Genomic DNA, 21,679 nt, shown 5'->3' with positions numbered 1-21,679 from the left:
TGAACTACCGCTCTGTGCGCCAGCGCCTGGTCATGCTGGCTGCCGTTACGGCAGCGGCATTGGCCAGTTGGCCGGCGCAGGGCGAGGGCAGTTGCAAGGGCACGATTTATCTGACGTTTGACACCGGCAGCCAGTCTCAGGCCGAGCTCGTAGCGAACACGCTCAGGAAACATCACATCAAGGCCACGTTCTTTCTGGCCAACGAAAAAACCATTCACGGCGATTATTCTCTCGACCCGGCCTGGGCGCCGTATTGGAAGAGCCTGGTCGCCGATGGTCACGCTTTCGGTACGCACACCTTCGATCATGTCTATGCCGTGCGCGATCTGCCCGACGGCAAGATTGAAGTCAGGCCGCAGTTCGGCGCTCAGGCCGGAAAGAAACAGGCCTGGACCGGCGCGCAGTATTGCAGCGAAATGAAACGTGTGGCTACCCGTTTTCATGAACTGACCGGCGCTCAGCTCGATCCGCTGTGGCGTGCGCCAGGCGGCAAGCTGACACCACATTTGCTGGCCGCCGGGCAGGCTTGTGGTTACGCCCATGTGGTGTGGGCCGAAGCCGGTTTCTCCGGCGATGAATTGCCCAGCGACAAATGGCCGAATGCCGTATTGTTGGAACAGTCCTTGCGCAAGCTGAGGGACGGCGACATCGTCATGGCCCATCTGGGAATCTGGTCGCGTCGCGATCCGTGGGCGCCGGCAGTACTTGAGCCGCTCATCAGTGGTCTGGAGCAAAAGGGTTTCTGTTTCGCCACCTTGCGCGAGCATCCGCAATATCGGCGTACAATCCCCGGGAAAAATTAAGCAGGCAGGAAAATATGCACATGATGCAGGTAGTAGTCGACTTATTCTCTGCGGCACAGGGCTGGCTGTTTGAAACCGTTGTCCAGCCGCTGGTGTTCCAGCTCGATCTGGGTGAGTATGTCGAGGAAGCGTTTACCGGCACCGAATGGTTTTTGGTCGGCGTCTGCGAACTGGCGATCCTGTTCGTGATCTTGCGACCGCTGGAAGCCATGATCCCGGTGCATGCCATTACTGACAAGCGCGCCCGCTGGAATGACTTCATCTATACCGCCTTGCATCGCCTCGGTGCCTTTTCCATTCTGGTGTTCTTTTTGCTCGACCCGCTGCTGGCGAGTCTGACTGAATTGCTGCATCTGGAAGGCTGGGGCTCCTTCAATCTGGATGATTTGTGGCCCGGCGTGACGGACCAGCCGCTGGTCAGTTTCCTGATCTATCTGGTGGTGCTGGATTTCTGCGACTACTGGTATCACCGCGCGCAGCATGGCTGGCGCTGGCTGTGGGCGCTGCACAGCTTGCACCACAGTCAGGAAAACATGAATTTGTGGAGTGATGACCGCAATCACGTGCTCGACGATTTGCTGCGCGATGTCCTGATGGGTGTCGTCGCCATCGGCATCGGCGTACAACCGGGGGAGTATGTGTTGCTGGTATCGGCATCGCGCATGTTGCAGAGCTTGCAGCACGCCAATGTGCGGATTCACTTTGGCCGGCTGGGCGAATACCTGCTGGTCTCGCCACGCTTTCACCGCATGCATCACGCGATTGGCATCGGTCATGAGAGCCACGGCAAGAATTCGCTCGGCGGTCACAATTTTGCAGTGTTGTTCCCGATCTGGGATGTGCTGTTTCGCACCACGCATTTCGGCCAGGGTTTTGCCATGACCGGCGTGCGCGATCAATTGCCGCCGCCCGCCGGTAAAGGCCGCAATTACGGTCGCGGCTTCTGGGCGCAACAATGGCTGGGCCTGAAACGTATCGTTGAATTCACGCGCCGGAGCACTCGCTGATGCGCCTGTTTTTTGCTTCCTTCGGCCGCGCGCTGGTATCGCAGCTGCATTTCAGAATGCTGTGGCTGACGGTGTTTCCGTTCATCATCTCGATCATCATCTGGGGCGTTGTGCTGTGGCTGTGCCTGCAACCGATGATTGACTGGCTGCAGAATTATTTTGTGGTCAACAATGGTTTTGGCATTGCCGGCACCATCCTCAACTGGTTCAACATGGGCGTGCTGAAGACGGTGATCGTGCCGCTGATTGCCATGTGGACGCTGTTGCCGCTGATGATTCTGACGGCGCTGGTGTTTGTCGGTTTGTCGGCAGTGCCGGCGATCTCGCGGCATATCGGCGCGCGTCACTATCCCTTGCTGGAGAAACGCCACGGTGGTACCTGGTGGGGCAGTCTGTGGACCTCGTTGTGGTGCTTTGCCATATTTGTCGTGGTGTGGATCGTGACTTTGCCGCTGTCGTTGTTCCCGCCATTGGCATTCGTGGTGCATCCCTTGCTATGGGGCTGGCTGACCTATCGTGTGATGGCGTATGACACGCTGGCCGACTATGCCAGCGTTGACGAGCGGCGCCAGATTCTGTTGCAGCATCGCTGGCCATTGCTGGCCATCGGCGCAATCGCCGGCAGCATGGGCGCGGCGCCTACCTTGCTGTGGCTGGGCGGTGCCTTGTCGGTGATCTTTTTCCCGATTCTGGCCGCCGGTGCGATCTGGCTGTATGTACTGGTGTTCGTGTTTACCGGACTCTGGTTTCAGTATTACTGCCTGGCGGCGCTGACGGAAAACCGGGCGCGGGCAACGCCACCCGGGGCCGCCGCATGCACCCCGGCAACCGTGGATTTCACGCCGCAATAGAAGATGCCGAATCAGGCATAATTCGGGGTGAGTATCCATCAGAACAGAACAATTGGAACGGACATTTATGGCTATCGGCTTAATCATCATCGGCGACGAAATTCTGTCTGGCAGGCGGATTGACAAGCATTTCCCCAAAGTCCTGGAATTGTTGACCGCGCGCGGCTTGCAACTGAGCTGGGCGGAATATCTGGGCGACGATCCGCAACGCATTACCGCTACCTTCAAACGCACCCTGGCCAGCGAAGACATCGTCTTTTGTACCGGCGGCATTGGCGCGACGCCGGACGATCACACGCGGCAATGCGTGGCGGCAGCGATGGGCGTCGGATTAGAACTGCATCCGGATGCCCGCATCAAGATTCAGGAACGGATCACCGATACCGCGCGCGAAGCCGGTGTGGTTCCCAATCTGGAGGCACCGGAAAATCTGCATAGGCTGAAGATGGGCGAGTTTCCGGCTGGCTCCTCGATCATCCCCAATCCCTACAACAAGATCCCCGGATTTTTCGTCGATAATGCCAGCGGCGTTGGCGCGCATTACTTCGCGCCCGGTTTTCCGGTGATGGCATGGCCGATGTTTGAATGGGTGCTCGATACGCGCTATGCCGACTTGTTTCACCGTCAGGCCTGGGATGAAAAAGCGGTGCTGGTATTCGAGACTGCAGAGTCAGCGCTGACGCCGCTGATGGAAGCCATCGAAGCCGAGTTTGCGGAGGTCAAGGTATTCAGTCTGCCGCATGTCGGCGATGAACAGACGCGGCGTCATATCGATCTGGGCGTCAAGGGTAATCCGGAACAGGTGGTGCCGGCATTCCAGAAAATGCTGGCTGGTCTGGAGTTGCTGAAGGCGGAGTATCAGTTGCTGGAACCGGCGCAGCCAACGCCGCGTACATAAAAAGATGCCCCCGTTTTCACGGGGGCAATCGAAACGGTATCCTGGAGAAGTCAGATACCGAGGAGATCTGGTTCATGCGCCGGCCTCAGTAGCAAAATGTCAACTGAGGCGTACTGCAACCCGGTACAAGTTGCGCGTCTGAATGGCCATCATATCCAATAATTCAAAAGCGGGTGAGAAACCCCGCAAAAATCATTTCTTGGCAGTGCGTGCCGTTGCTTTTATGGTGGCTTGCGAAAGCTGATCGACGGCAGTGCTGACGTTTGCTTCCAGTGCATCAGTGGCTTGTTTGGCGCTTTTGGAAAAATGTTCATAACCGGCATTGATATTGCCGATGGTCGACTTCACAAGCGAAATGGCATTTTCAGAACCGGCCGGTGCATTCTTGGCCGCTTCATCAATCAGCGAAATGACCTTGCGGTTGACTTCCGCCAGTTGCGCTTCGGCAGTCTTGGTCAGTTCGGCCTGGGTGCCGGTCACGATACCTGCAAAGTGACGGCTGTAAGCGATGCTCTTTTCAACGCCGGGCTGGGCCTGGGCAGTTGTCAGCGACAGGAATTCCTGTGGGTCCTTGGCGGCAAACAGCTTGTGCGCTGTATCCTGGCCTTCTTCCAGCGAGCTTTTGACTGCTTTCAGATTCAGTTCCACCAGTTTTTCCACACCTTCAAATGTCTTGCTGGCAAATTGATTGATCAGCGCCAGTTGTGCTTCAAAATTGGCTTTGCTGGCGGCAGAAAATTGTTCTGTAAATGTAGACATATGCGTAATCCTTGATTCGGGGTGGGATGGAAGACGAAGTTGGCTATGTGGCTATGTGAGCACTGACAAATGATCGCAATTGCTTGTCCATGATCGTTTGTGCAGTGCACAATAATGATTCTAGACGGATTGTTTTCCTTGTCAATCCCTTTTTTGCCGGCCCTTGCAGCTTATCTGCATTTCCCGAAAACCGGCGAGGGCTGATAGCATGCTGCTTTGCCAACAGCCCCAACGAAAGTCGAGTCTTGAAAGCTTTTTACAGCGATCACTTTGTTTTGCCCTTGCCGGCCGGCCATCGTTTTCCGATGCGCAAGTACCGCATGATCCGGGAGCAGGCAGCACGGGCGGTTCCGTCACTGGAATTTGCCGAGGCCCCGGCAGCCACCGATGGTGTGCTGGCGCTGGCGCATCATCCTGCCTATATCGGTCGGGTTGCCAGCGGCACCTTGTCGGCGGCGGAGCAAAAAGCCATCGGTTTTCCATGGTCGCCGGAAATGGTGGAGCGCTCCCGGCGTTCGGCCGGCGCCACGATTGCGGCTTGTCGCAGTGCAATGGAACAGGGTTGTGCGGTCAATCTGGCGGGTGGCACCCATCATGCCCAGGCCGAACGCGGCGAAGGGTTTTGCATATTCAATGACGCCGCCATCGCGGCGCGCCTGATGCAGGCCGAGCGACGGCTGCAACGCGTGGCCATCGTCGATCTGGATGTGCATCAGGGCAATGGCACCGCTGCGATTCTGCAAAATGACGATTCGATATTCACTTTGTCGCTGCATGGTCAGAACAACTATCCGTTTGACAAGGCCTGCAGTGATCTCGACGTCGGTCTGCCGGACGGGATCGAAGACGAGGCTTATCTGGCAGCACTGCAAGCGGCGCTCGCGCAGATGACGGCGCGCTTCATGCCGCAGCTCATCATTTATCTGGCCGGCGCCGATCCGCATCAGGGCGATCGTCTGGGTCGCATGCAACTGAGCTTTGCCGGACTGGCGGCACGCGATGAGATGGTGTTTGCACTGGCGCGTCAGCACAAAATTCCGGTTGCGGTTACGATGGCGGGCGGTTACGGCAGAAATATAGAAGATACCGTCACCGTGCATGTCCAAACCATTACGCTTGCCAGTCGCTTTGCCGCTGGCTGGCAACACCACTGATTACCGGTGTCGGCAGCAGCGACACTCCCTGGAAAATTATGATTCGCACCACGCCTGTCGCCGGAAAACCCGCCATGTTCAATCTGGTGCCACTGGCTTTTGTCCTGATCTGGAGCACCGGTTTTGTGGTGGCCAAATTCGGCTTGCCGTATTCGCCGCCGCTGACCTTTCTGATTTTGCGTTTCGTCGGCGTGCTGGTGATTTTGTTGCCGCTGGTGTGGATCATGCGGGCTCCCTGGCCGAAGGGCAAAGCCGCTCACATCGCGGTGGCGGGCGTGCTGTTGCAGGCCGGTTATCTGACCGGTGTCTGGTGCGCGATCAAACTCGGTATGCCGGCCGGTCTGACGGCGCTGATCGTCGGTTTGCAGCCGGTGCTGACGGCCTTTGCGGCACCGCTGATCGGCGAGTCGGTACGACGTCGTCAATGGCTGGGGCTGGCACTCGGATTGTGCGGCGTCGGGCTGGTGGTGGCCAACAAGATTTCACTGATCGGTTTGTCACTCGACAGTATCTTGCTGTGCGTGATGGCGCTGCTGTGCATCACGCTCGGCACGCTTTATCAGAAACGTTTTTGTCCGCACTTTGATTTGCGTACCGGCACCATCATTCAATTCAGCGCGTCGACGCTGGTACTGGTGCCGCTGGCGATGCATTACGAAGCATTCGACTGGCATCTGCATACGGTGCAATGGACTTCGCATTTTATCGGCGCGTTGTTGTGGTCGATTTTTGCGCTCTCCATCGGCGCCATCTTCCTGTTGTTTGCGCTGATCCGCAAAAGCGCGGCGACCCAGGTGTCCAGCCTGTTGTATCTGACGCCGCCGACCACCGCGGTGATGGCGTGGCTGATGTTCGGAGAAGCTTTCAGTCTGGTCGGCATCATCGGCATGATCGTGGCCGTAATCGGCGTCGCCTTTGTGGTGCGCAAATAAACGCACCGCTGAACAGGCTCGATTGCCTCAGGCCGGCATCAGTGTGATCAGTTTCAGATCGGGGCGATTGACGACGCGGAAATTGACTTGCTGATACGTCAGTGCGCCGCGTTGCGGATGCGTGAAACGGCGTTCGCCGCCTTCGCGCTCAATCACGTCCTGCATGCGCCATGCGCGCTTGAACAACGGACTGTGCGCTGACAGTTCATCCACCAATTGTTTGATGCCCGGATCGTCCAGATACTGACTGCAATCGGCACGGAATTCCGCGACCAGCCGGCGCGCCCGTTGCTCCCAGTCGGCAATCAGTTGCGGTGCGGCGGTAGAGCAAAACATGAACAGCAACAAATTCGGCAACGGCGTTTTGTCATCCAGCCAACCGCTGAACAGTTTTTTTGCCGGGCCATTCCAGGCCAGTGCATTCCAGTAACGATCAAGCAGGTAAGCCGGCTCCCGGATGCTGCGCACCACATTCAACATTTCAGGCGCCACGACATCGGCATCTTGCTGCGGCAAGGCCGGATCATTTTTGCCTGCCAGCACGAACAGGTAGCTGCGCTTGGCGCGCGGCAGATGCAAGGCGTCGGCGATGCGTGCCAGCGCCTGCGGCGATACCGATTCAGTACGGCCTTGTTCGATCCAGGTGTACCAGGTGACGCTGATGCCGCACAACTGGGCAATTTCCTCGCGTCGCAAACCGGGCGTGCGACGCCGGGTGCCATAGGAAAGATGCGCCAGTCCGGCGGCCCCGGGCGAGGTTTGCTGGCGTTGCGACTTGATGAATTCACCAAGTGCCTTGGGCTTGCTGTTGGGCATGAAAAATCCTGTGCAGGCGGCGAAAGAACGCTGCCGGGAGAATGAGTATAGTGGCGTAACGACAGATTGTCCGGCTCAGCATATTACATTTGATACCAGTATAAACATGCTACTTGTAACAGGATAAGAAGAAATTAAACTGATGTTTCTTTACTCAACTTCGGAGCCAATGATGCGCAGCCATAACCAAGTGATTTCTGAACAATTCGGCACCACTGCCGCCTCTTATCTGACCAGTGCGGTGCATGCGCAGGGCGCCGATTTGCAGGAACTGGCGCAGATCGCCGGCGCCGGCCAGCAGCCGCGCATTCTCGATCTCGGTTGTGGTGGCGGCCACGTCAGTTTCGCCATGGCGCCGCAGGCGGCGGAAGTGGTTGCCTATGATTTGTCGCCGGACATGTTGCAAGTAGTGGCAGCCGCAGCACGCGAGCGCGGCTTGAACAATATCGTGACGCAACAAGGCAGCGCCGATCACTTGCCGTTTGCCGGCGAGAGTTTTGATCTGGTCTGTACCCGCTACAGCGCGCATCACTGGCGCAACTTGCCGCAAGCCTTGCAGGAGGCGGCGCGGGTCTTGAAGCGCGGTGGCAAATTCATCATGATCGATACCGGCGCACCGGAAGATGTACTCGCAGATACTTACGTGCAGGCAATCGAGTTGCTGCGCGACACGTCGCATGTGCGCAATGTCAGTCGCAGCTCGTGGCGCAAGCTGGTGGAACGCACCGGCTTGCAAGTGGAAACCGAAAAGAGCTGGAAATTGCGGCTGGAATTTGCTTCCTGGGTGGCGCGCATGCGGACCCCGCCTGATCATGTGACGGCGATTCAATCGCTGTGGCGCAGCGCGCCGCAAGAAGTGCGCAGTTATTTCAATCTCGGCGAGGATTATTCCTTCGATATTGATACCTTGATGCTGCAGGCAATAAAACGGTAACCGAAGTAAACCGCCGGGCCTGCCGGCGCGTTACTAAGCTGTTGCAATCGCCTTATTTGAGGCCGGTATTGACCTCTGTTGTCAGGATTGCATTCAGGTAACGATGTCTACAATGCTTTCATCGCCACCCCGGCGCGAGCAGTTCAGGTTGACCTGGCGAAGACTTCAAAACGGGGTGGCGGGGGCAGAAAATGCAGGAACCGGATGGCACGCAGTGAAGAGGCAGGGGGGAAACTGCCGTTTTCCATAGAAAATCGTTTAAATAGTTGAGCTAACTACTTAATTCCCTTGCGATTTTTCTTTGGTTTGCTACACTTGCGGGCAAGTTTATCGTACATATTCAAGGGGGGAGGTCCACCGATGCTCAAATTTGCGCTAGCAATGATCACTACGCTATTTTTTGTTCTGGCGGGCCCGGCTCCTGTGCAAGCGCAAAATTCGCCATCCGGTGCCAAAAAGGTCGTCGCCAAAAAGACGCCGGTCAAGAAAGCGCCCGTAAAACGGCCGGTCGCCGCGCACGCCAAACGTCCGCAAACAGCAAATCGTCGTGCTGCGCCGCAAGCATCGCTGGATCGCCGTGAAAAACTGGTCAAGAAAGTCGCCGTCGTCAACGGCAAGCGCCGCGTGGTGTACCACCGCGTTGCCGCCATGCCGACTCTGCCGGTGGTGCCGCCGGTACTGACCGCAGGCGACATTGCCGGTCTCAATCTGACACAGGATCCGCTGGCATTGAAATCCAATGTGGCATTTGTCGTGGATCAGGCCAGCTCCCAGGTCTTGTTCGAAAAGAATTCGTCGGTCGCACTGCCAATCGCTTCCGTCACCAAGCTGATGACATCGCTGGTGGTGGTCGAAGCGCGTCTGAACATGGAAGAAACCCTGGAAGTCACCGATGAAGATGTGGACCGCGAAAAGCACAGCAGTTCGCGTCTGCGTGTCGGTGCCCAGTTGTCGCGCGACGACATGCTGCATATCGCCCTGATGAGTTCGGAAAACCGTGCCGCTTCAGCGCTCGGCCGCAACTATCCGGGTGGCTTGCCGGCCTTTGTCGCCGCCATGAATGCCAAGGCCCGCTCGCTCGGCATGCTCGATACCCATTACGTTGATTCAACCGGCCTGTCGAGCCGCAATGTGGCCAGCGCCCGTGACCTCGCCAAGCTGGTCGTGGCCGCATATCAGTATCCGATTATTCGTCAGTACTCGACTGATGCCAAATACATGGTTGAGCCGAGCGGACATGCACTGCAGTACGCCAGCTCCAACCGTCTGGTGGCCAGCAAGGATTGGGATATCGGCCTGCAAAAGACCGGTTACATCAATGAAGCAGGTCACTGCCTCGTGATGCTGACCAAGATCGACGGCCGCTCCGTGGTCATGGTATTCCTCGACTCCAAGGGCAAACTGTCGCACGTCGGCGATGCCGCCCGCATGCGCAAGTGGCTGTCGGAGCAGGGACCGCAAAACCTGACCCGCGTCAAGATGCGCGCCGATCAGGGCTGAACAGTCAGCGGCAGAATGTAAAAAAAGCGAACCGGATGGTTCGCTTTTTTATTTGTCCGCTGCACCTCAGGCGCTGTCCTGCTGGCTGATCACATAGCCGAGCGCCGATGAAATCTGGTTGGCGGTGCCGATCAGGTCTTCCACCCATTCTTCCTGCAGGCGATCCGCCGGTGCCGAGATCGACAGACCGGCGACCAGTTTGCCGGAGTCGTCGCGAATGCCGGCGGCCATGCAGCGCACGCCCAGTTCCAGTTCTTCATTGTCACGCGCATAGCCCAGCGCGCGCACCATGCTGAGTTCGCGTTCCAGTTTGCTCAGATCGGTGATCGAGTTCTTGTTGTGTCCTGCCAGCCCGGTACGGGTGGCGTAAGCACGTACCGCCTTGGGGTCGTCAATCGACAGGAACAGCTTGCCGGTTGAGGTCAGGTGCAGCGGTGCACGACCGCCGATGGCGCGCACTACCTGCATGCCGGAGCGCTCGGAAAACGAACGGTCGATGTAGACGATTTCATCGCTTTGGCGGACCGACAGATTGATGGTCTGATGGGTCTTGCGATGCAGGGCGCGCATGAAGTCGAGCGCAGCTTCGCGCACGCTGAGGCGGCTCTTGACGATATTGCCCAGTTCCAGCAGGCGCATGCCGAGGCGATAGGAGCCTGGCTCGGAGCGGTCGACGAAACGCTTGACCACCAGATCGTTGAGGATGCGGTGCGCGGTGGAAGGGTGGAGTTTGGTTGCGGCAGACAATTCTTTGAGGCTGACCGGATCGGGATACATCGCCAGAGCGTCAAGCAACGAAATCATGCGCTCGATGACCTGTATTGATATGACTGCAGTCTCGTCCGGATTCTCTTTTTTCATGTCCATGATTGATGCATTGCAATAAGAACGTTATACCACATTGTGAAAAAATCAAAAAGCACAGCACTGCCCGGTTTTTTTCGCGTGGCTGCGTAACCCGCATGGCAACGGTGTCTGTCATGACGTCGCTGGTTGCGATATTACGATTCTCTTGATCCGGGGCAGTTCATATAGCTGATCGCTATATTGCCCGAAGTGATTCCCTTATGCGTTATTGATATGAAAGCGAAGTATCTATATTCGGCGGGGCTGCGATTGCATATCTGATTTCTGCATATCGAGAGAAGAAAGTATTCGTTCTTTTTTTTTCTTCATCTTATTAACCTGTGATCTCCAGAATAAAACTGAATCAGAGGGAAGCAGATCATGTTGAAAAAATTTATCCAATCAGTCGCGGTAGTCGCACTATTGTCGCAGGCAGCACATGCAGCGGACATTTCCATCCTGAATGTTTCGTACGATCCGACACGTGAACTCTATGCTGACTATAACAAGGCCTTTGCCAAATACTGGAAAACCAAAACCGGCGACAACCTGACCATCAAGGCTTCGCATGGCGGCTCGGGCAAGCAAGGCCGTTCGGTGATCGACGGCATCGATGCCGACGTGGTGACGCTGGCGCTGGCTTACGATATCGATGAAATTTCCGAAAAGGCCAAACTGTTGCCGGCCGACTGGCAAAAACGCCTGCCGCACAACAGCTCGCCATACACCTCGACCATCGTGTTCCTGGTGCGCAAAGGCAATCCCAAGCATATCAAAGACTGGGACGACCTGATCAAGCCGGGCGTTTCGGTGATCACGCCCAATCCGAAGACCTCGGGCGGCGCCCGCTGGAATTATCTGGCAGCGTGGGCCTATGCACTGAAGAAGGGTGGCAATGATGCCGCTGCGCGTGACTATATTTCCAAGCTGTTCAAGAATGTGCCGGTGCTGGACTCCGGTGCCCGTGGCGCCACCATCAGCTTTGTCGAGCGCGGTCTCGGTGACGTCTTGCTGGCATGGGAAAACGAAGCCCTGATCTCCTTGAAGGAATGGGGCCCGGACAAGTTTGACATCGTTGCACCATCGCTGTCGATCCTGACGGAACCACCGGTTGCCGTAGTCGATAAAGTGGCCGACCGTCGTGGTACCCGCAAGGTTGCGGAAGAATACCTGAAGTATCTGTATTCCGACGAAGGCCAGGAAATCATCGCCAAAAACTACTATCGTCCGATCAATCCGAAGATCGCCGCCAAGTATGCATCGCAGTATCCGAAGCTCAATCTGATCACGGTCGACAATACGTTCGGCGGCTGGCAGAAAGCGCAGAAAGATCACTTCTCCGATGGCGGCAGCTTCGATCAACTGTACGTACCGAACAAGAAGTAAAGGCACACCATTCCGGATCTTGCGCAGGGCAGAAAGCGCGGCAACATCCGGAATGCCTTTTTGAACTATCAGCTGTATTGGCAAAGTTTTCATCATGACGATTCTCTTGTTGGCAGGCAGTCCTTCGGCACCATCCCGTTCTACCCGTTTGTTGCATCATGTCGGCGAAAAGCTGGCCACGCTGGGGCATCGTTACAGCCGTCTGGATGTACGGGATTTGCCGGGCCAGGCACTGATCCGGGCTGACTTTAATGACCCAGCGATCAAGGCCGCGCTGGCGCAGGTGGAAGCAGCGTCTGCCGTGGTGGTGGCGACGCCGGTGTACAAGGCGGCTTACAGCGGGGCGCTGAAAGCATTTCTTGATCTGTTGCCGCAATTCGGTCTGACCAACAAGCTGGTGCTGCCGCTGGCGACCGGCGGCAGTCAGTCGCACATGCTGGCACTTGATTACGCTTTGCGTCCGGTGCTGTCATCGCTGGGACCGCGTCATGTGTTGCCTAGCATCTATGCTACCGAAGCCCAGGTGCTGTGGTCGGAGCAAGACGGTCTGGTGCTCGATGCGCCCATCGTGGCGCGGGTGCAGGAAGGGGTTGACCAATTGTCATCCAGCTTGCTGGCGTTGCATAAAGCTGCCGCCGAAGTATTTCTGGATGTGCCGTTTTCTCAGGTGCGATGTAGCGTGTAGCAGTCGCGGCATTGCCGGTTCATCGGCGATACGCACGAATAACAACTAGAACTCATTTCATAAATAGCCGCGAGTGCGAACGGCCGGAAGTGCCGCTGGCCGCGTTGCACTCCTTACGCATAGCACCGCTATGCGACGCGTCGCACGCCTTGCCAGCGACGCTTCTGGCAAGTACGTATCGCGCGGTATTTATGAAATGAGTTCTCGCAGTTCACATATTGCGGCCAGGATCTGCACACGGTGCAGAGGGGACTGGCTACGCCAACAATTGGCAGGAATGTCGACAGGAAACGAAACATGACTTTGCATAACAAAAATAGTTCGAAACGCCGCACGCTGGGTTTGTTGTCGGCACTGGCGCTGGTCGCCGCCGGCAGCATCGCTCCGGGTTTTGCCACGGCACAATCGAAACCGGTGTTGCGCATCGGTTATCAAAAGGCCGCCAGCACACTGGTCTTGCTCAAGGCGCATGGCGCACTGGAAAAACGTTTGCAGGCGCAAGGGGTGGAAGTGAAATGGGCTGAGTTCGCAGCCGGTCCGCAATTGCTCGAAGCGCTCAATGTCGGCTCGGTCGATTTCGGTTACGTCGGTGAAGCGCCGCCGGTATTTGCGCAGGCGGCAGGTGCTGACTTTGTTTATACCGCATACGAAATCCCGACGCCGGATGCCGAAGGTTTGCTGGTGCAAAAGAATTCACCGATCAAGACCGTGGCCGACCTGAAAGGCAAGAAGATCGCCTTCAACAAGGGTTCCGATGTGCATTGGCTGGTAGTGGCGCTGCTCAAGAAGGCCGGGCTGACCTATGCCGATATCCAGCCGGTTTATCTGGCGCCGGCCGATGCCCGCGCCGCGTTTGAAAAAGGTGCCGTGGATGCGTGGGCGATCTGGGATCCGTTCCAGGCTGCGGCAGAAAAGCAGATCGGTGCGCGACGTCTGGCCAGCGGTGTCGGCGCCGTCAGTCACCATCAGTTTTTCCTGAGCGCGCGGCCATTCGCTGAAAAGAATGGCGCCATCCTCAAGATCTTGCTGGAAGAGATCAGCAAGGAGGGGCAATGGATTCGCGCCAACAACAAAGAAGCGGCAGCCCAGCTGGCACCGATTCAGGGGCTCGATGTGGATGTGATCGAAGTCAGCCTGAAGCGTTACGAACACATTTTCAAACCGGTCGACGCCAAGGTGCTGGAAGAGCAGCAACGGATTGCCGATGCCTTCTTTGAATTGAAGCTGATTCCCAAGAAGCTCAACGTCAGCGACGCTGTCCTCAAGTAATTCTTCGCCATTTTTCTTCACCGAAAGCACCTATGCAGACAGCTTCGATCAGCCGCCGGATTCAGCAGCGCCGCCGCTATGTGCTGGGTGCCTTGATGGCAACCCTGGCGTTGCCGGCCACCCTGTGGAGTGGCATGGCAACGGCGCAAACGCCCCCGGAAAGCGCACCGCAGATTCGTATCGGTTTCCAGAAGTCAGCGGTCAATCTGGTGATTCTCAAGCAACGCGGCATCCTCGAGCAACGCTTCAAGGATAGCAAGGTGAGCTGGATCGAATTCCCGGCCGGGCCGCAATTGCTGGAAGCCTTGGCCGTCGGCAGTCTGGAAATCGGGTTGACTGGCGACAGTCCGCCGGTATTCGCCCAGGCCGCCGGCAAGGACTTGCTGTACGTCGGTGTTGAGCCGCCAAAACCGGAAAGCTCGGCGGTACTGGTGCCGGCCAATTCGGCGATTCACACGCTGGCCGATCTGAAAGGCAAGAAAATCGCTTTGCAAAAAGGCTCCAGCGCGCATTACCTGCTGGTACGCACGGTCAAGCGCGCCGGCCTGCAATGGAGCGATATCCAGCCGATCTATCTGGCGCCGGCCGATGCCCGCGCCGCCTTTGAAAAAGGGGCGGTCGATGCCTGGGCCATCTGGGATCCGTATTACGGCGCGACCGAACTGGCGCTGAAACCACGGGTACTGACCACTGGCAATGGCTTGTCCGGCAACAACTCGTTTTATCTGGCCTCGCGTAACTTTGCAGAGCGTTATCCGGAGACGGTACTGGCGATTCTTGATGCGTTGACGGCAGCGGACCGCTACGTCCAGCAAAACCGCAAGGAAGTGGCGCAATTGATTGCCGATTACAGCGGACTCAATCTGGCCACGGTGCATTTGTTCATCAGCCGTCGTCCGGTGCCATCACCCACCACGGTACTGACGCCGGCAGTGACCCGCGAGCAGCAGCAGGTGGCAGACAGTTTCTTTGAGCTGGGATTGTTGCCGCGCAAGGTCACGGTCGCCGATCTGGTGTGGCGTCCGGCAGCACGGGCAGGGCAGGCGCCGCAGGCAAGCAAGTAATTCAAATTTCATTTTTGGAGTTTTTCATGAACGTTTTCTGGTTTATTCCTACCCATGGCGACAGCCGCTATCTCGGCACTGCCGAGGGCGGCCGGCTGGTCAGTTATGACTACATGAAGCAAGTGGCGGTGGCGGCCGACACGCTGGGATATGACGGCGTGCTGTTGCCGACCGGACGTTCCTGTGAGGATGCCTGGGTGACCGCCTCGAGCCTGATCGGCGCGACCCGGCAATTGAAATTTCTGGTCGCGGTGCGGCCGGGCCTCAGTTCGCCGACCTTGTCGGCGCGCATGGCGGCAACCTTTGATCGCTTGTCGGGCGGCCGCTTGCTGGTCAATGTGGTGACCGGCGGTGATCCGGCCGAGCAAGAAAGCGATGGCATCTTCGGTACGCATCAGGAGCGCTATGAAATTTCCGATGAATTCCTGAAAATCTGGCGCGAAGTATTGAGCAAGACCCACACCGGCGAAAGCACCGATTTCAGCGGCAAGCATTTGAGCGTCAAGGGCGCCAAGGCTTTGTATCCGCCCGTGCAGAAACCGTATCCACCGTTGTACTTCGGTGGCTCCTCGCCGGAAGCGATTGATCTGGCGGCCGAGCAGGTCGATGTCTATCTGACCTGGGGTGAACCGCCGGCGGCAGTGGCAGAAAAGATTGCAGCCGTGCGCAAGCGCGCGGCGCTGGCGGGTCGTACTTTGCGCTTCGGCATTCGGTTGCACGTGATCGTGCGCGAAACCAATGAAGCCGCATGGCGTGCCGCCGATGAATTGATCAGCAAGCTCGATGACGACACCATCGCCAAGGCGCAAGCCAATTTCGCCAAGATGGACTCGGAAGGCCAGCGTCGCATGGCGGCTTTGCATGGCGGCAAGCGTGATCGATTGGAAGTCAGCCCCAATTTGTGGGCCGGCGTCGGCCTGGTGCGCGGCGGTGCCGGTACGGCACTGGTCGGTGATCCGCAGACCGTGGCCGCGCGCATGCAGGAATACGCGGATTTGGGTATCGATACCTTCATCTTTTCGGGCTATCCGCATCTGGAAGAATCGTATCGCTTTGCTGAACTGGTATTCCCGCTCTTGCCGCGCAAGCAGCAAGAGACCTTGCCCGGCTTCAATCTGAGCGGTCCGTTTGGTGAAATCGTGGCCAATACGTACGCGCCAAAAGCGGCACTGGTAGCGGAAAGCTGAGGAATCACATGAGTACAAGTGCATTGCGCGGCGCAGCCGCAGTCCCGGCCGCAGCCAATCCGGGCAACGTTAAAAAAAACGGTGGACGGCGTTTCGGCGGTACCGAATTGTTGTCGTGGGCCTTGCCAGTGGGGCTGGTGGTGTTGTGGGAAATCGCCGCACAGGCGGGCTGGTTGTCGAGCCGCATCTTGCCGGAGCCGCTGGCGGTATTGAAAGCCGCATGGCACCTCGCGGTCACGGGAGAGTTGTGGGTGCATCTGGGCGTCAGCAGCGGTCGTGCTGCATCCGGTTTTGCGGTCGGCGGCGGCCTCGGCCTGTTGCTGGGTTTGCTGACCGGTACTTTCCGTCAGGCGGAAATCCTGCTCGACACCACCTTGCAGATGGTGCGCAATATTCCGGCGTTGGCGCTGATCCCGCTGGTGATTCTGTGGTTCGGCATTGATGAAACATCGAAGTTGTTTCTGGTTTCGGTCGGCGTGTTCTTTCCGATCTATCTGAATACCTTTCACGGTATCCGTTCGGTGGACAAGGGCCTGATCGAAATGGCCAAGAGTTATGGTCTGTCCGGCTGGCCGTTGTATCGCGATGTGATCTTGCCGGGCGCGTTGCCATCGATTCTGGTGGGGGTGCGTTTTGCGCTGGGTCTGGTGTGGGTCTTGCTGATCGTGGCAGAAACCATCTCGGCGCAATCCGGCATCGGTTACATGACCATGAATGCACGTGAATTCCTGCAAACCGACGTGGTGCTGGTGGGCATTCTGTTGTACGCCTTGCTCGGCAAGCTGGCGGATGTACTGGCGCGAGGTCTCGAAAAATTCTGGTTGCGCTGGCATCCCGGGTACCAATAAGAACGCATAGGAAAGTCAAAGGAAATCAGATGCAAAACAATCCTGTCGAGAATTCGGAAGTGCAGCAGATTGCCGGCCAGCGCCCGGGGCGCGGCGTGGCGATCAACATCGCCGGCTTGTCCAAGGCGTATGCCGGACGCGAAGTATTGAAAGCAGTCAATCTGCAAGTGGCACCCGGAGAATTCGTGGCGATCGTCGGTCGCAGCGGTTGCGGCAAGAGCACCTTGCTGCGCCTGATCGCCAAACTGGAAACCGGTAACGGCGATATCACATTCGGTAAAGACGGCGTGCAGCCGTATGCGCCTGAAACCCGCATCATGTTTCAGGATTCGCGCCTGTTGCCGTGGAAGCGGGTACTCAACAACGTCGCGCTCGGTTTGCCCAAGGCGGCAGCACCGTCGGCTTTGCAAGCGTTGCGCCAGGTCGGTTTGGAAGAGCGCGCCGGTGAATGGCCGGCCGTGCTGTCGGGCGGCCAGCGCCAGCGCGTGGCATTGGCGCGGGCGCTGGTGCATGACCCGGAACTGTTGTTGCTCGATGAGCCGCTCGGCGCTCTCGATGCCCTGACCCGGATTGAAATGCAGCAATTGATCGAAGGCTTGTGGCAGCGTCGCGGTTTCACTGCGGTGCTGGTGACCCACGATGTACAGGAAGCGATTGCGCTGGCGGACCGGGTGGTGCTGATCGAAGACGGCAACATCACGCTCGATCAGCAAATCGATTTGCCGCGTCCGCGTGCCCGTGGCAATCCGCGTTTTGCGCAAATCGAGGAATACATTCTGTCGCGCGTGTTGCAACATCCGGCCAGCGCGCCGGACAGTGCACTCGGCGACGTCTCGCTGCAACGTACCGTCAATCAGGTGCAGTGGGCAGTATAAGTTTTCGCCCTAAAGATAGGCAGATGCAGGCGACGGCATCTCACGCATTATCCTTTTCAATTTGTTCAACTGTCATCAACTCAGGAGTTATTCATGACCATCCAAGCCATCAACGTCCGTAATCAATTCAAGGGCAAAGTCAAAGCCATCATCGAAGGTTCGGTCGTGTCCGAAGTCGATGTCGAAACGCCGGCCGGTATCGTTACCTCGGTCATCACCACCCGCTCGGTGAAAGATCTGGGTCTGGTCATCGGCAGTGAAGTGGTGGCGCTGGTCAAGGCGACCGAAGTGTCGATCGCCAAGATCTGAAGCAGAACGGAGAGTTGCACTCATGACGTCTCATGCCCTGGAAAATTATCTGGCTCGCCTCAACAGCTCCGTGCAGGCGCAGTCCAGGGTATGGCTGGACGCCGAGGGGCGGGCGCAAGGCAAGTATTTCAATACCACGCTGACCTCCGCTTTTCAGCCGGTCCGTTTGTTTGGCGCCGGACATATCATTGCCTATGAAGGCTTCGCTCGCAGTTATTCCGAAAGCGACAGCGGCCTGCATTTGTGGAAATTGCTGGACCATGCTGCCAGCGATGACGAATCGGTGGAGCTGGACCGGCTGTGCCGCATGCTGCATGCCATCAATTTTTACCGGCAGCCGCAGGCCGCCGCGGTCGATTTGCATCTGAACGTGCATGCACGGTTGCTGGCCGCAGTGGGCAGCAATCACGGCATTGCGTTTCGGCGCATCTTGAATCTGCTGGAATTGCCGCATGAAAAGATCGTGCTGCAAATGCCGGTCGTGACCCAAAATCAGGGCTGGCTGTTGAACTATGTGCTGGATAATTACCGGCGCAACGGTTTTCGTCTCGGCATCAGCGCTGTTGATGCGCGCGATGCGCTGCATCTGCTGGAAAAGGTCAAGCCCGACATGATCAAGGTTGATGCCCGCGAGCTGAGCGACGAAGCGAGTACCGCAACCTTGCTGCGACGCACGCTGGAACTCGGTATTCAGGTAGCGTTCAAGCGTGTCGAGAATCCGGCGGTGTTCGCTTCATTGCAGCAACTGGCGCTCGGCAGCGGACAAACCTTGCATGCCCAGGGTTATCTCTGGGATCAACCGCAGGCAACGCTGGGCGTCGATCTCGACGTCAGGGTGGCCTGACATGCCCGCCGTCGCTGCCAGCTTGCCGGCCCGGCTGGCCGACTTTCGGGTGCTGGTGGTGCCGGGTTTGCATGGCAGCGGCCCGGAACATTGGCAATCGCGCTGGCAGCGCTTGTATCCGGCGTTCGAGCGGGTAGAGCAAGTGCAATGGGATGTGCCGGAGTTGCCGGTATGGTCGGGGCGCTTGCAGGACGTATTGCGCCAGCCGGTACGCGCTGGTCAACGCCCGCCATCGTCCGCTCAGCATCAGCAACGAGATACACCGGCCAACCAGCAGCCGACGCTGATTGTGGCGCACAGTTTTGGCTGTCTGACGACGGTGCATGGTGCGGCGACCGACGCCGGCAATATTGTCGGCGCGTTGCTGGTGGCGCCGGCCGATCCCGAAAAATTCAAGGTGGCCGCGCAGGTGCGCCATCGTTTGCCGTTTCCGGCGATTGTCATCGGCAGTGACAATGATCCCTGGATGAGTGCCGAACGCGCTGCCCACTGGGCCCGCGAGTGGGGCGCCGACTTCATCAATGCCGGTGCCCTCGGCCATATCAATGCCGATACCGGCCTTGGCGACTGGCTGCATGGACAGTCACTGTTGCAGCAACTGGTGCGCGACGTCGCCGTTGCCGGGGCAGGCCGTCGCTGACCTTGATTTGCGCCCGGTTGCCACTGAAAGTTCCCGGTCTGCGCCAGCCCATCCCGTCGCTGATGCCGTCATGGCAAATTTTTGCGTTGCCAGAAGCGCTACCGAATATTGCTGTTTGGCATGCAAAGCCTTTTCCACACTGGTGTCGGGCTGATAAAGCGGGGGCGGCGCGGCGGTTTCTTTATATGTAAATCGTCTATGGTCATGCAAAAAAATTCGTTCTCTTTATAACAAACCGATGCGAACATTCCTCATCGTTAGTCGTATTTGTAATAAGAAGAGGATTCATGCGCCCAGCAATTGCCATCGTTCCAGCCAGAAAAGCACCGTTTCGCGTGTTGCCAGGGTTTCACCTGTCGCTCGGTTTTACGCTGTTTTATCTGGCCCTGATCGTCCTGATTCCGCTTTCTGCGGTGTTTCTCAAAACCTTCACCATGACCTGGGATGCCTTCGTCAGCGCCGTGACTTCACCGCGCGTGATGGCATCCTACCGGCTGACCTTCGGCGCCTCGTTGCTGGCGGCGCTGATCAACGTCATCTTTGGCGGCATCGTGGCCTGGGTATTGGTGCGCTACAAGTTTCCCGGTAAACGCATCATTGATGCGCTGGTCGATTTGCCATTCGCCTTGCCCACGGCCGTTGCCGGTATCGCCTTGACTACCTTGTATTCGCAAAACGGCTGGATCGGCCGCTATCTGGAACCGCTCGGCATCAAGGTGGCATTCACGCCATTGGGGGTACTGGTGGCGCTGACCTTCATCGGTTTGCCGTTTGTGGTGCGCACCGTGCAACCGGTGCTGGAAGATGCCGAACGTGAACTGGAAGAAGCCGCCGCCAGTCTTGGTGCTTCGCGCTGGCAGATTTTTGCGCAGGTGATTTTTCCGACCGTGTTTCCCGCCTTGCTGACCGGTTTTGCGTTGGCCTTTGCGCGTGCCACCGGCGAATACGGCTCGGTGGTGTTCATCGCCGGCAACATGCCGATGGTGTCGGAAATCACGCCGCTGTTCATCATTACCAAGCTGGAGCAATACGACTACACCGGGGCCACGGCGATTGCGGTGGTGATGCTGCTGGTGTCGTTCGTGATGTTGTTGACCATCAACCTGTTGCAAGCCTGGGTGCGCAAGCGCGGCCAGTCTGAGAAAGTCTGAGGAGGTTTGCCATGAGCGCAGTTGCCAATTCCTTGCCGCTTGCCGCGGCCCCGCGCGGCGAACCGGTTTACGCTTCGAATGCCACGCTGGAGCCGGCGTCGGTCCGTATTTTCCTGATCGTGGTGGCGTTCGCCTTTTTGACGCTGTTCCTGTTTGTGCCGCTGGTGGCGGTGTTTTATGAAGGCTTGAAAAAGGGCTGGGATGTCTACGTGGCGTCGATTGTGGAAGCCGATGCCTGGTCCGCCATCAAACTGACCTTGCTGACGGCGGCGATTTCGGTGCCGCTCAATCTGGTGTTCGGGGTGGCTGCTGCGTGGGCCATTGCCAAGTTCGAGTTTCGCGGCAAGAGCGTTTTGCTGACCTTGATCGATTTGCCGTTTTCCGTGTCGCCGGTCATTTCCGGTTTGATTTTCGTGCTGCTGTTCGGCTTGCAGGGTTACTTCGGTTCCTGGCTGCGCGAGCACGATATCAAGATTCTGTTTGCGGTGCCGGGAATTGTGCTGGCTACCATTTTCGTCACCTTTCCGTTTGTGGCGCGTGAGCTGATTCCACTGATGCAATCGCAGGGCAGTGAAGAGGAAGAGGCGGCGCTGGTGCTCGGTGCTTCGGGCTGGAAGACCTTCTGGCATGTCACGTTGCCGAACATCAAATGGGGTTTGCTGTATGGCGTGATCTTGTGTAACGCCCGTGCCATGGGCGAGTTCGGTGCGGTGTCAGTGGTGTCCGGTCACATTCGCGGTGAAACCAACACGATCCCGTTGCAAGTCGAAATTCTCTATAACGAATTCAATATCGTCGGCGCCTTTGCCGTGGCTTCTTTGCTGGCATTCCTGGCATTGATCACGCTGGCCATCAAATCCTTCATCGAATGGCGGCTGCATAGTCAAATGACGATCGACGCGCCTCACCTTCAGGAGTAAG

At 57.6% G+C, this 21,679-nt stretch carries 23 protein-coding genes; 20 read left to right on the top strand and 3 right to left on the bottom strand.

Annotated features, from left to right (window positions below; genetic code table 11):
• Window positions 1–32: 32 nt before the first annotated feature.
• The 4 genes from AKL27_RS10155 to AKL27_RS10140 all read left to right on the top strand — a co-directional run bounded on the left by AKL27_RS10155 (window position 33) and on the right by AKL27_RS10140 (window position 3,559).
• Complete coding sequence (locus AKL27_RS10155; RefSeq protein ID WP_408609764.1) at window positions 33–803, top strand: polysaccharide deacetylase family protein; 771 nt, start codon at window positions 33–35, stop codon at window positions 801–803.
• Between the two features lie 20 nt (window positions 804–823).
• Complete coding sequence (locus AKL27_RS10150; protein WP_050462699.1) at window positions 824–1,810, top strand: sterol desaturase family protein; 987 nt, start codon at window positions 824–826, stop codon at window positions 1,808–1,810.
• Entirely contained in the window at window positions 1,810–2,661 is an 852-nt protein-coding gene (locus AKL27_RS10145; protein ID WP_050462698.1) for an EI24 domain-containing protein, read from the top strand. The genes AKL27_RS10150 and AKL27_RS10145 overlap by 1 nt, the downstream gene beginning before the upstream one ends.
• Window positions 2,662–2,728: 67 nt before the next feature.
• Complete coding sequence (locus AKL27_RS10140) at window positions 2,729–3,559, top strand: competence/damage-inducible protein A (protein ID WP_050462697.1); 831 nt, start codon at window positions 2,729–2,731, stop codon at window positions 3,557–3,559.
• 192 nt (window positions 3,560–3,751) lie between these two features.
• Here AKL27_RS10140 and AKL27_RS10135 read toward each other — a convergent pair whose 3' ends face one another.
• On the bottom strand, window positions 3,752–4,318 hold the full coding sequence (locus AKL27_RS10135) for a phasin family protein (protein ID WP_050462696.1): 567 nt from the start codon (window positions 4,316–4,318) through the stop codon (window positions 3,752–3,754).
• Between the two features lie 245 nt (window positions 4,319–4,563).
• Here AKL27_RS10135 and AKL27_RS10130 point away from each other — a divergent pair, with 245 nt between their 5' ends.
• A complete protein-coding gene (locus AKL27_RS10130; RefSeq protein WP_050462695.1) occupies window positions 4,564–5,472 on the top strand; it encodes a histone deacetylase family protein in 909 nt (302 codons plus the stop codon).
• A 38-nt stretch (window positions 5,473–5,510) separates the two neighbouring features.
• A complete protein-coding gene (locus AKL27_RS10125) occupies window positions 5,511–6,404 on the top strand; it encodes a DMT family transporter (protein ID WP_050462694.1) in 894 nt (297 codons plus the stop codon).
• Window positions 6,405–6,431: 27 nt separating this feature from the next.
• Here the strand turns inward: AKL27_RS10125 and AKL27_RS10120 are convergent, their stop codons facing one another.
• Window positions 6,432–7,220 carry a helix-turn-helix transcriptional regulator gene (locus tag AKL27_RS10120; RefSeq protein ID WP_050462693.1) on the bottom strand — a complete coding sequence of 263 codons (789 nt, stop codon included), beginning with the start codon at window positions 7,218–7,220 and terminating at the stop codon, window positions 6,432–6,434.
• A 172-nt stretch (window positions 7,221–7,392) separates the two neighbouring features.
• Between AKL27_RS10120 and AKL27_RS10115 the strand changes: the two genes are divergently transcribed.
• On the top strand, window positions 7,393–8,154 hold the full coding sequence (locus AKL27_RS10115; protein WP_050462692.1) for a class I SAM-dependent methyltransferase: 762 nt from the start codon (window positions 7,393–7,395) through the stop codon (window positions 8,152–8,154).
• 360 nt (window positions 8,155–8,514) lie between these two features.
• Window positions 8,515–9,654, top strand: coding sequence for a D-alanyl-D-alanine endopeptidase (gene pbpG / locus AKL27_RS10110; protein ID WP_050462691.1), 1,140 nt, complete (start codon window positions 8,515–8,517; stop codon window positions 9,652–9,654).
• A gap of 66 nt (window positions 9,655–9,720) precedes the next feature.
• Here pbpG and AKL27_RS10105 read toward each other — a convergent pair whose 3' ends face one another.
• Window positions 9,721–10,515: an IclR family transcriptional regulator gene (locus AKL27_RS10105; protein ID WP_050462766.1), complete on the bottom strand. Its 795-nt coding sequence runs from the start codon at window positions 10,513–10,515 to the stop codon at window positions 9,721–9,723.
• A gap of 366 nt (window positions 10,516–10,881) precedes the next feature.
• Here AKL27_RS10105 and AKL27_RS10100 point away from each other — a divergent pair, with 366 nt between their 5' ends.
• The 12 genes from AKL27_RS10100 (at window position 10,882) to cysW (ending at window position 21,678) form a co-directional block, all read left to right on the top strand.
• Window positions 10,882–11,886 (top strand): sulfate ABC transporter substrate-binding protein, encoded by a 1,005-nt coding sequence (locus tag AKL27_RS10100; RefSeq protein ID WP_050462690.1) that lies wholly within the window; start codon window positions 10,882–10,884, stop codon window positions 11,884–11,886.
• Window positions 11,887–11,980: 94 nt separating this feature from the next.
• Complete coding sequence (gene ssuE / locus AKL27_RS10095; RefSeq protein ID WP_050462689.1) at window positions 11,981–12,571, top strand: NADPH-dependent FMN reductase; 591 nt, start codon at window positions 11,981–11,983, stop codon at window positions 12,569–12,571.
• Between the two features lie 297 nt (window positions 12,572–12,868).
• The gene (locus AKL27_RS10090; RefSeq protein ID WP_050462688.1) at window positions 12,869–13,840 is read left to right on the top strand and encodes a sulfonate ABC transporter substrate-binding protein; all 972 of its coding nucleotides are present in this window, start codon (window positions 12,869–12,871) and stop codon (window positions 13,838–13,840) included.
• Between the two features lie 32 nt (window positions 13,841–13,872).
• Window positions 13,873–14,904 carry a sulfonate ABC transporter substrate-binding protein gene (locus tag AKL27_RS10085; RefSeq protein ID WP_050462687.1) on the top strand — a complete coding sequence of 344 codons (1,032 nt, stop codon included), beginning with the start codon at window positions 13,873–13,875 and terminating at the stop codon, window positions 14,902–14,904.
• A gap of 26 nt (window positions 14,905–14,930) precedes the next feature.
• Complete coding sequence (ssuD, locus tag AKL27_RS10080) at window positions 14,931–16,091, top strand: FMNH2-dependent alkanesulfonate monooxygenase (protein WP_050462765.1); 1,161 nt, start codon at window positions 14,931–14,933, stop codon at window positions 16,089–16,091.
• A gap of 8 nt (window positions 16,092–16,099) precedes the next feature.
• Complete coding sequence (gene ssuC, locus AKL27_RS10075) at window positions 16,100–16,939, top strand: aliphatic sulfonate ABC transporter permease SsuC (RefSeq protein ID WP_050462686.1); 840 nt, start codon at window positions 16,100–16,102, stop codon at window positions 16,937–16,939.
• A 29-nt stretch (window positions 16,940–16,968) separates the two neighbouring features.
• Window positions 16,969–17,814 carry an ATP-binding cassette domain-containing protein gene (locus tag AKL27_RS10070; RefSeq protein WP_050462685.1) on the top strand — a complete coding sequence of 282 codons (846 nt, stop codon included), beginning with the start codon at window positions 16,969–16,971 and terminating at the stop codon, window positions 17,812–17,814.
• A gap of 93 nt (window positions 17,815–17,907) precedes the next feature.
• Window positions 17,908–18,123 (top strand): TOBE domain-containing protein, encoded by a 216-nt coding sequence (locus AKL27_RS10065; protein ID WP_050462684.1) that lies wholly within the window; start codon window positions 17,908–17,910, stop codon window positions 18,121–18,123.
• A 22-nt stretch (window positions 18,124–18,145) separates the two neighbouring features.
• Complete coding sequence (locus AKL27_RS10060; protein ID WP_050462683.1) at window positions 18,146–18,967, top strand: EAL domain-containing protein; 822 nt, start codon at window positions 18,146–18,148, stop codon at window positions 18,965–18,967.
• A gap of 1 nt (window position 18,968) precedes the next feature.
• Complete coding sequence (locus AKL27_RS10055; protein WP_050462682.1) at window positions 18,969–19,607, top strand: RBBP9/YdeN family alpha/beta hydrolase; 639 nt, start codon at window positions 18,969–18,971, stop codon at window positions 19,605–19,607.
• 287 nt (window positions 19,608–19,894) lie between these two features.
• Window positions 19,895–20,758, top strand: coding sequence for a sulfate ABC transporter permease subunit CysT (gene cysT / locus AKL27_RS10050; protein WP_050462681.1), 864 nt, complete (start codon window positions 19,895–19,897; stop codon window positions 20,756–20,758).
• An 11-nt stretch (window positions 20,759–20,769) separates the two neighbouring features.
• Window positions 20,770–21,678, top strand: a complete 909-nt coding sequence (gene cysW, locus AKL27_RS10045; RefSeq protein WP_050462680.1) for a sulfate ABC transporter permease subunit CysW — start codon at window positions 20,770–20,772, stop codon at window positions 21,676–21,678.
• The last annotated feature ends 1 nt before the right edge of the window (window position 21,679 follow it).

It is taken from the genome of Herbaspirillum autotrophicum (genome assembly GCF_001189915.1).
Taxonomy (GTDB): domain Bacteria; phylum Pseudomonadota; class Gammaproteobacteria; order Burkholderiales; family Burkholderiaceae_D; genus Herbaspirillum; species Herbaspirillum autotrophicum.
This window is presented reverse-complemented; position numbering and strand designations above follow the sequence as displayed.

Bases quoted from the DNA above. Each gene is read 5' to 3' on its own strand.
- AKL27_RS10155 (WP_408609764.1), top strand. From the start codon at position 33: ATGCTGGCTGCCGTTACGGCAGCGGCATTGGCCAGTTGGCCGGCGCAG.
- AKL27_RS10150 (WP_050462699.1), top strand. From the start codon at position 824: ATGATGCAGGTAGTAGTCGACTTATTCTCTGCGGCACAGGGCTGGCTG.
- AKL27_RS10145 (WP_050462698.1), top strand. From the start codon at position 1,810: ATGCGCCTGTTTTTTGCTTCCTTCGGCCGCGCGCTGGTATCGCAGCTG.
- AKL27_RS10140 (WP_050462697.1), top strand. From the start codon at position 2,729: ATGGCTATCGGCTTAATCATCATCGGCGACGAAATTCTGTCTGGCAGG.
- AKL27_RS10135 (WP_050462696.1), bottom strand. From the start codon at position 4,318: ATGTCTACATTTACAGAACAATTTTCTGCCGCCAGCAAAGCCAATTTT.
- AKL27_RS10125 (WP_050462694.1), top strand. From the start codon at position 5,511: ATGATTCGCACCACGCCTGTCGCCGGAAAACCCGCCATGTTCAATCTG.
- AKL27_RS10120 (WP_050462693.1), bottom strand. From the start codon at position 7,220: ATGCCCAACAGCAAGCCCAAGGCACTTGGTGAATTCATCAAGTCGCAA.
- AKL27_RS10115 (WP_050462692.1), top strand. From the start codon at position 7,393: ATGCGCAGCCATAACCAAGTGATTTCTGAACAATTCGGCACCACTGCC.
- pbpG (WP_050462691.1), top strand. From the start codon at position 8,515: ATGCTCAAATTTGCGCTAGCAATGATCACTACGCTATTTTTTGTTCTG.
- AKL27_RS10105 (WP_050462766.1), bottom strand. From the start codon at position 10,515: ATGAAAAAAGAGAATCCGGACGAGACTGCAGTCATATCAATACAGGTC.
- AKL27_RS10100 (WP_050462690.1), top strand. From the start codon at position 10,882: ATGTTGAAAAAATTTATCCAATCAGTCGCGGTAGTCGCACTATTGTCG.
- ssuE (WP_050462689.1), top strand. From the start codon at position 11,981: ATGACGATTCTCTTGTTGGCAGGCAGTCCTTCGGCACCATCCCGTTCT.
- AKL27_RS10090 (WP_050462688.1), top strand. From the start codon at position 12,869: ATGACTTTGCATAACAAAAATAGTTCGAAACGCCGCACGCTGGGTTTG.
- AKL27_RS10085 (WP_050462687.1), top strand. From the start codon at position 13,873: ATGCAGACAGCTTCGATCAGCCGCCGGATTCAGCAGCGCCGCCGCTAT.
- ssuD (WP_050462765.1), top strand. From the start codon at position 14,931: ATGAACGTTTTCTGGTTTATTCCTACCCATGGCGACAGCCGCTATCTC.
- ssuC (WP_050462686.1), top strand. From the start codon at position 16,100: ATGAGTACAAGTGCATTGCGCGGCGCAGCCGCAGTCCCGGCCGCAGCC.
- AKL27_RS10070 (WP_050462685.1), top strand. From the start codon at position 16,969: ATGCAAAACAATCCTGTCGAGAATTCGGAAGTGCAGCAGATTGCCGGC.
- AKL27_RS10065 (WP_050462684.1), top strand. From the start codon at position 17,908: ATGACCATCCAAGCCATCAACGTCCGTAATCAATTCAAGGGCAAAGTC.
- AKL27_RS10060 (WP_050462683.1), top strand. From the start codon at position 18,146: ATGACGTCTCATGCCCTGGAAAATTATCTGGCTCGCCTCAACAGCTCC.
- AKL27_RS10055 (WP_050462682.1), top strand. From the start codon at position 18,969: ATGCCCGCCGTCGCTGCCAGCTTGCCGGCCCGGCTGGCCGACTTTCGG.
- cysT (WP_050462681.1), top strand. From the start codon at position 19,895: ATGCGCCCAGCAATTGCCATCGTTCCAGCCAGAAAAGCACCGTTTCGC.
- cysW (WP_050462680.1), top strand. From the start codon at position 20,770: ATGAGCGCAGTTGCCAATTCCTTGCCGCTTGCCGCGGCCCCGCGCGGC.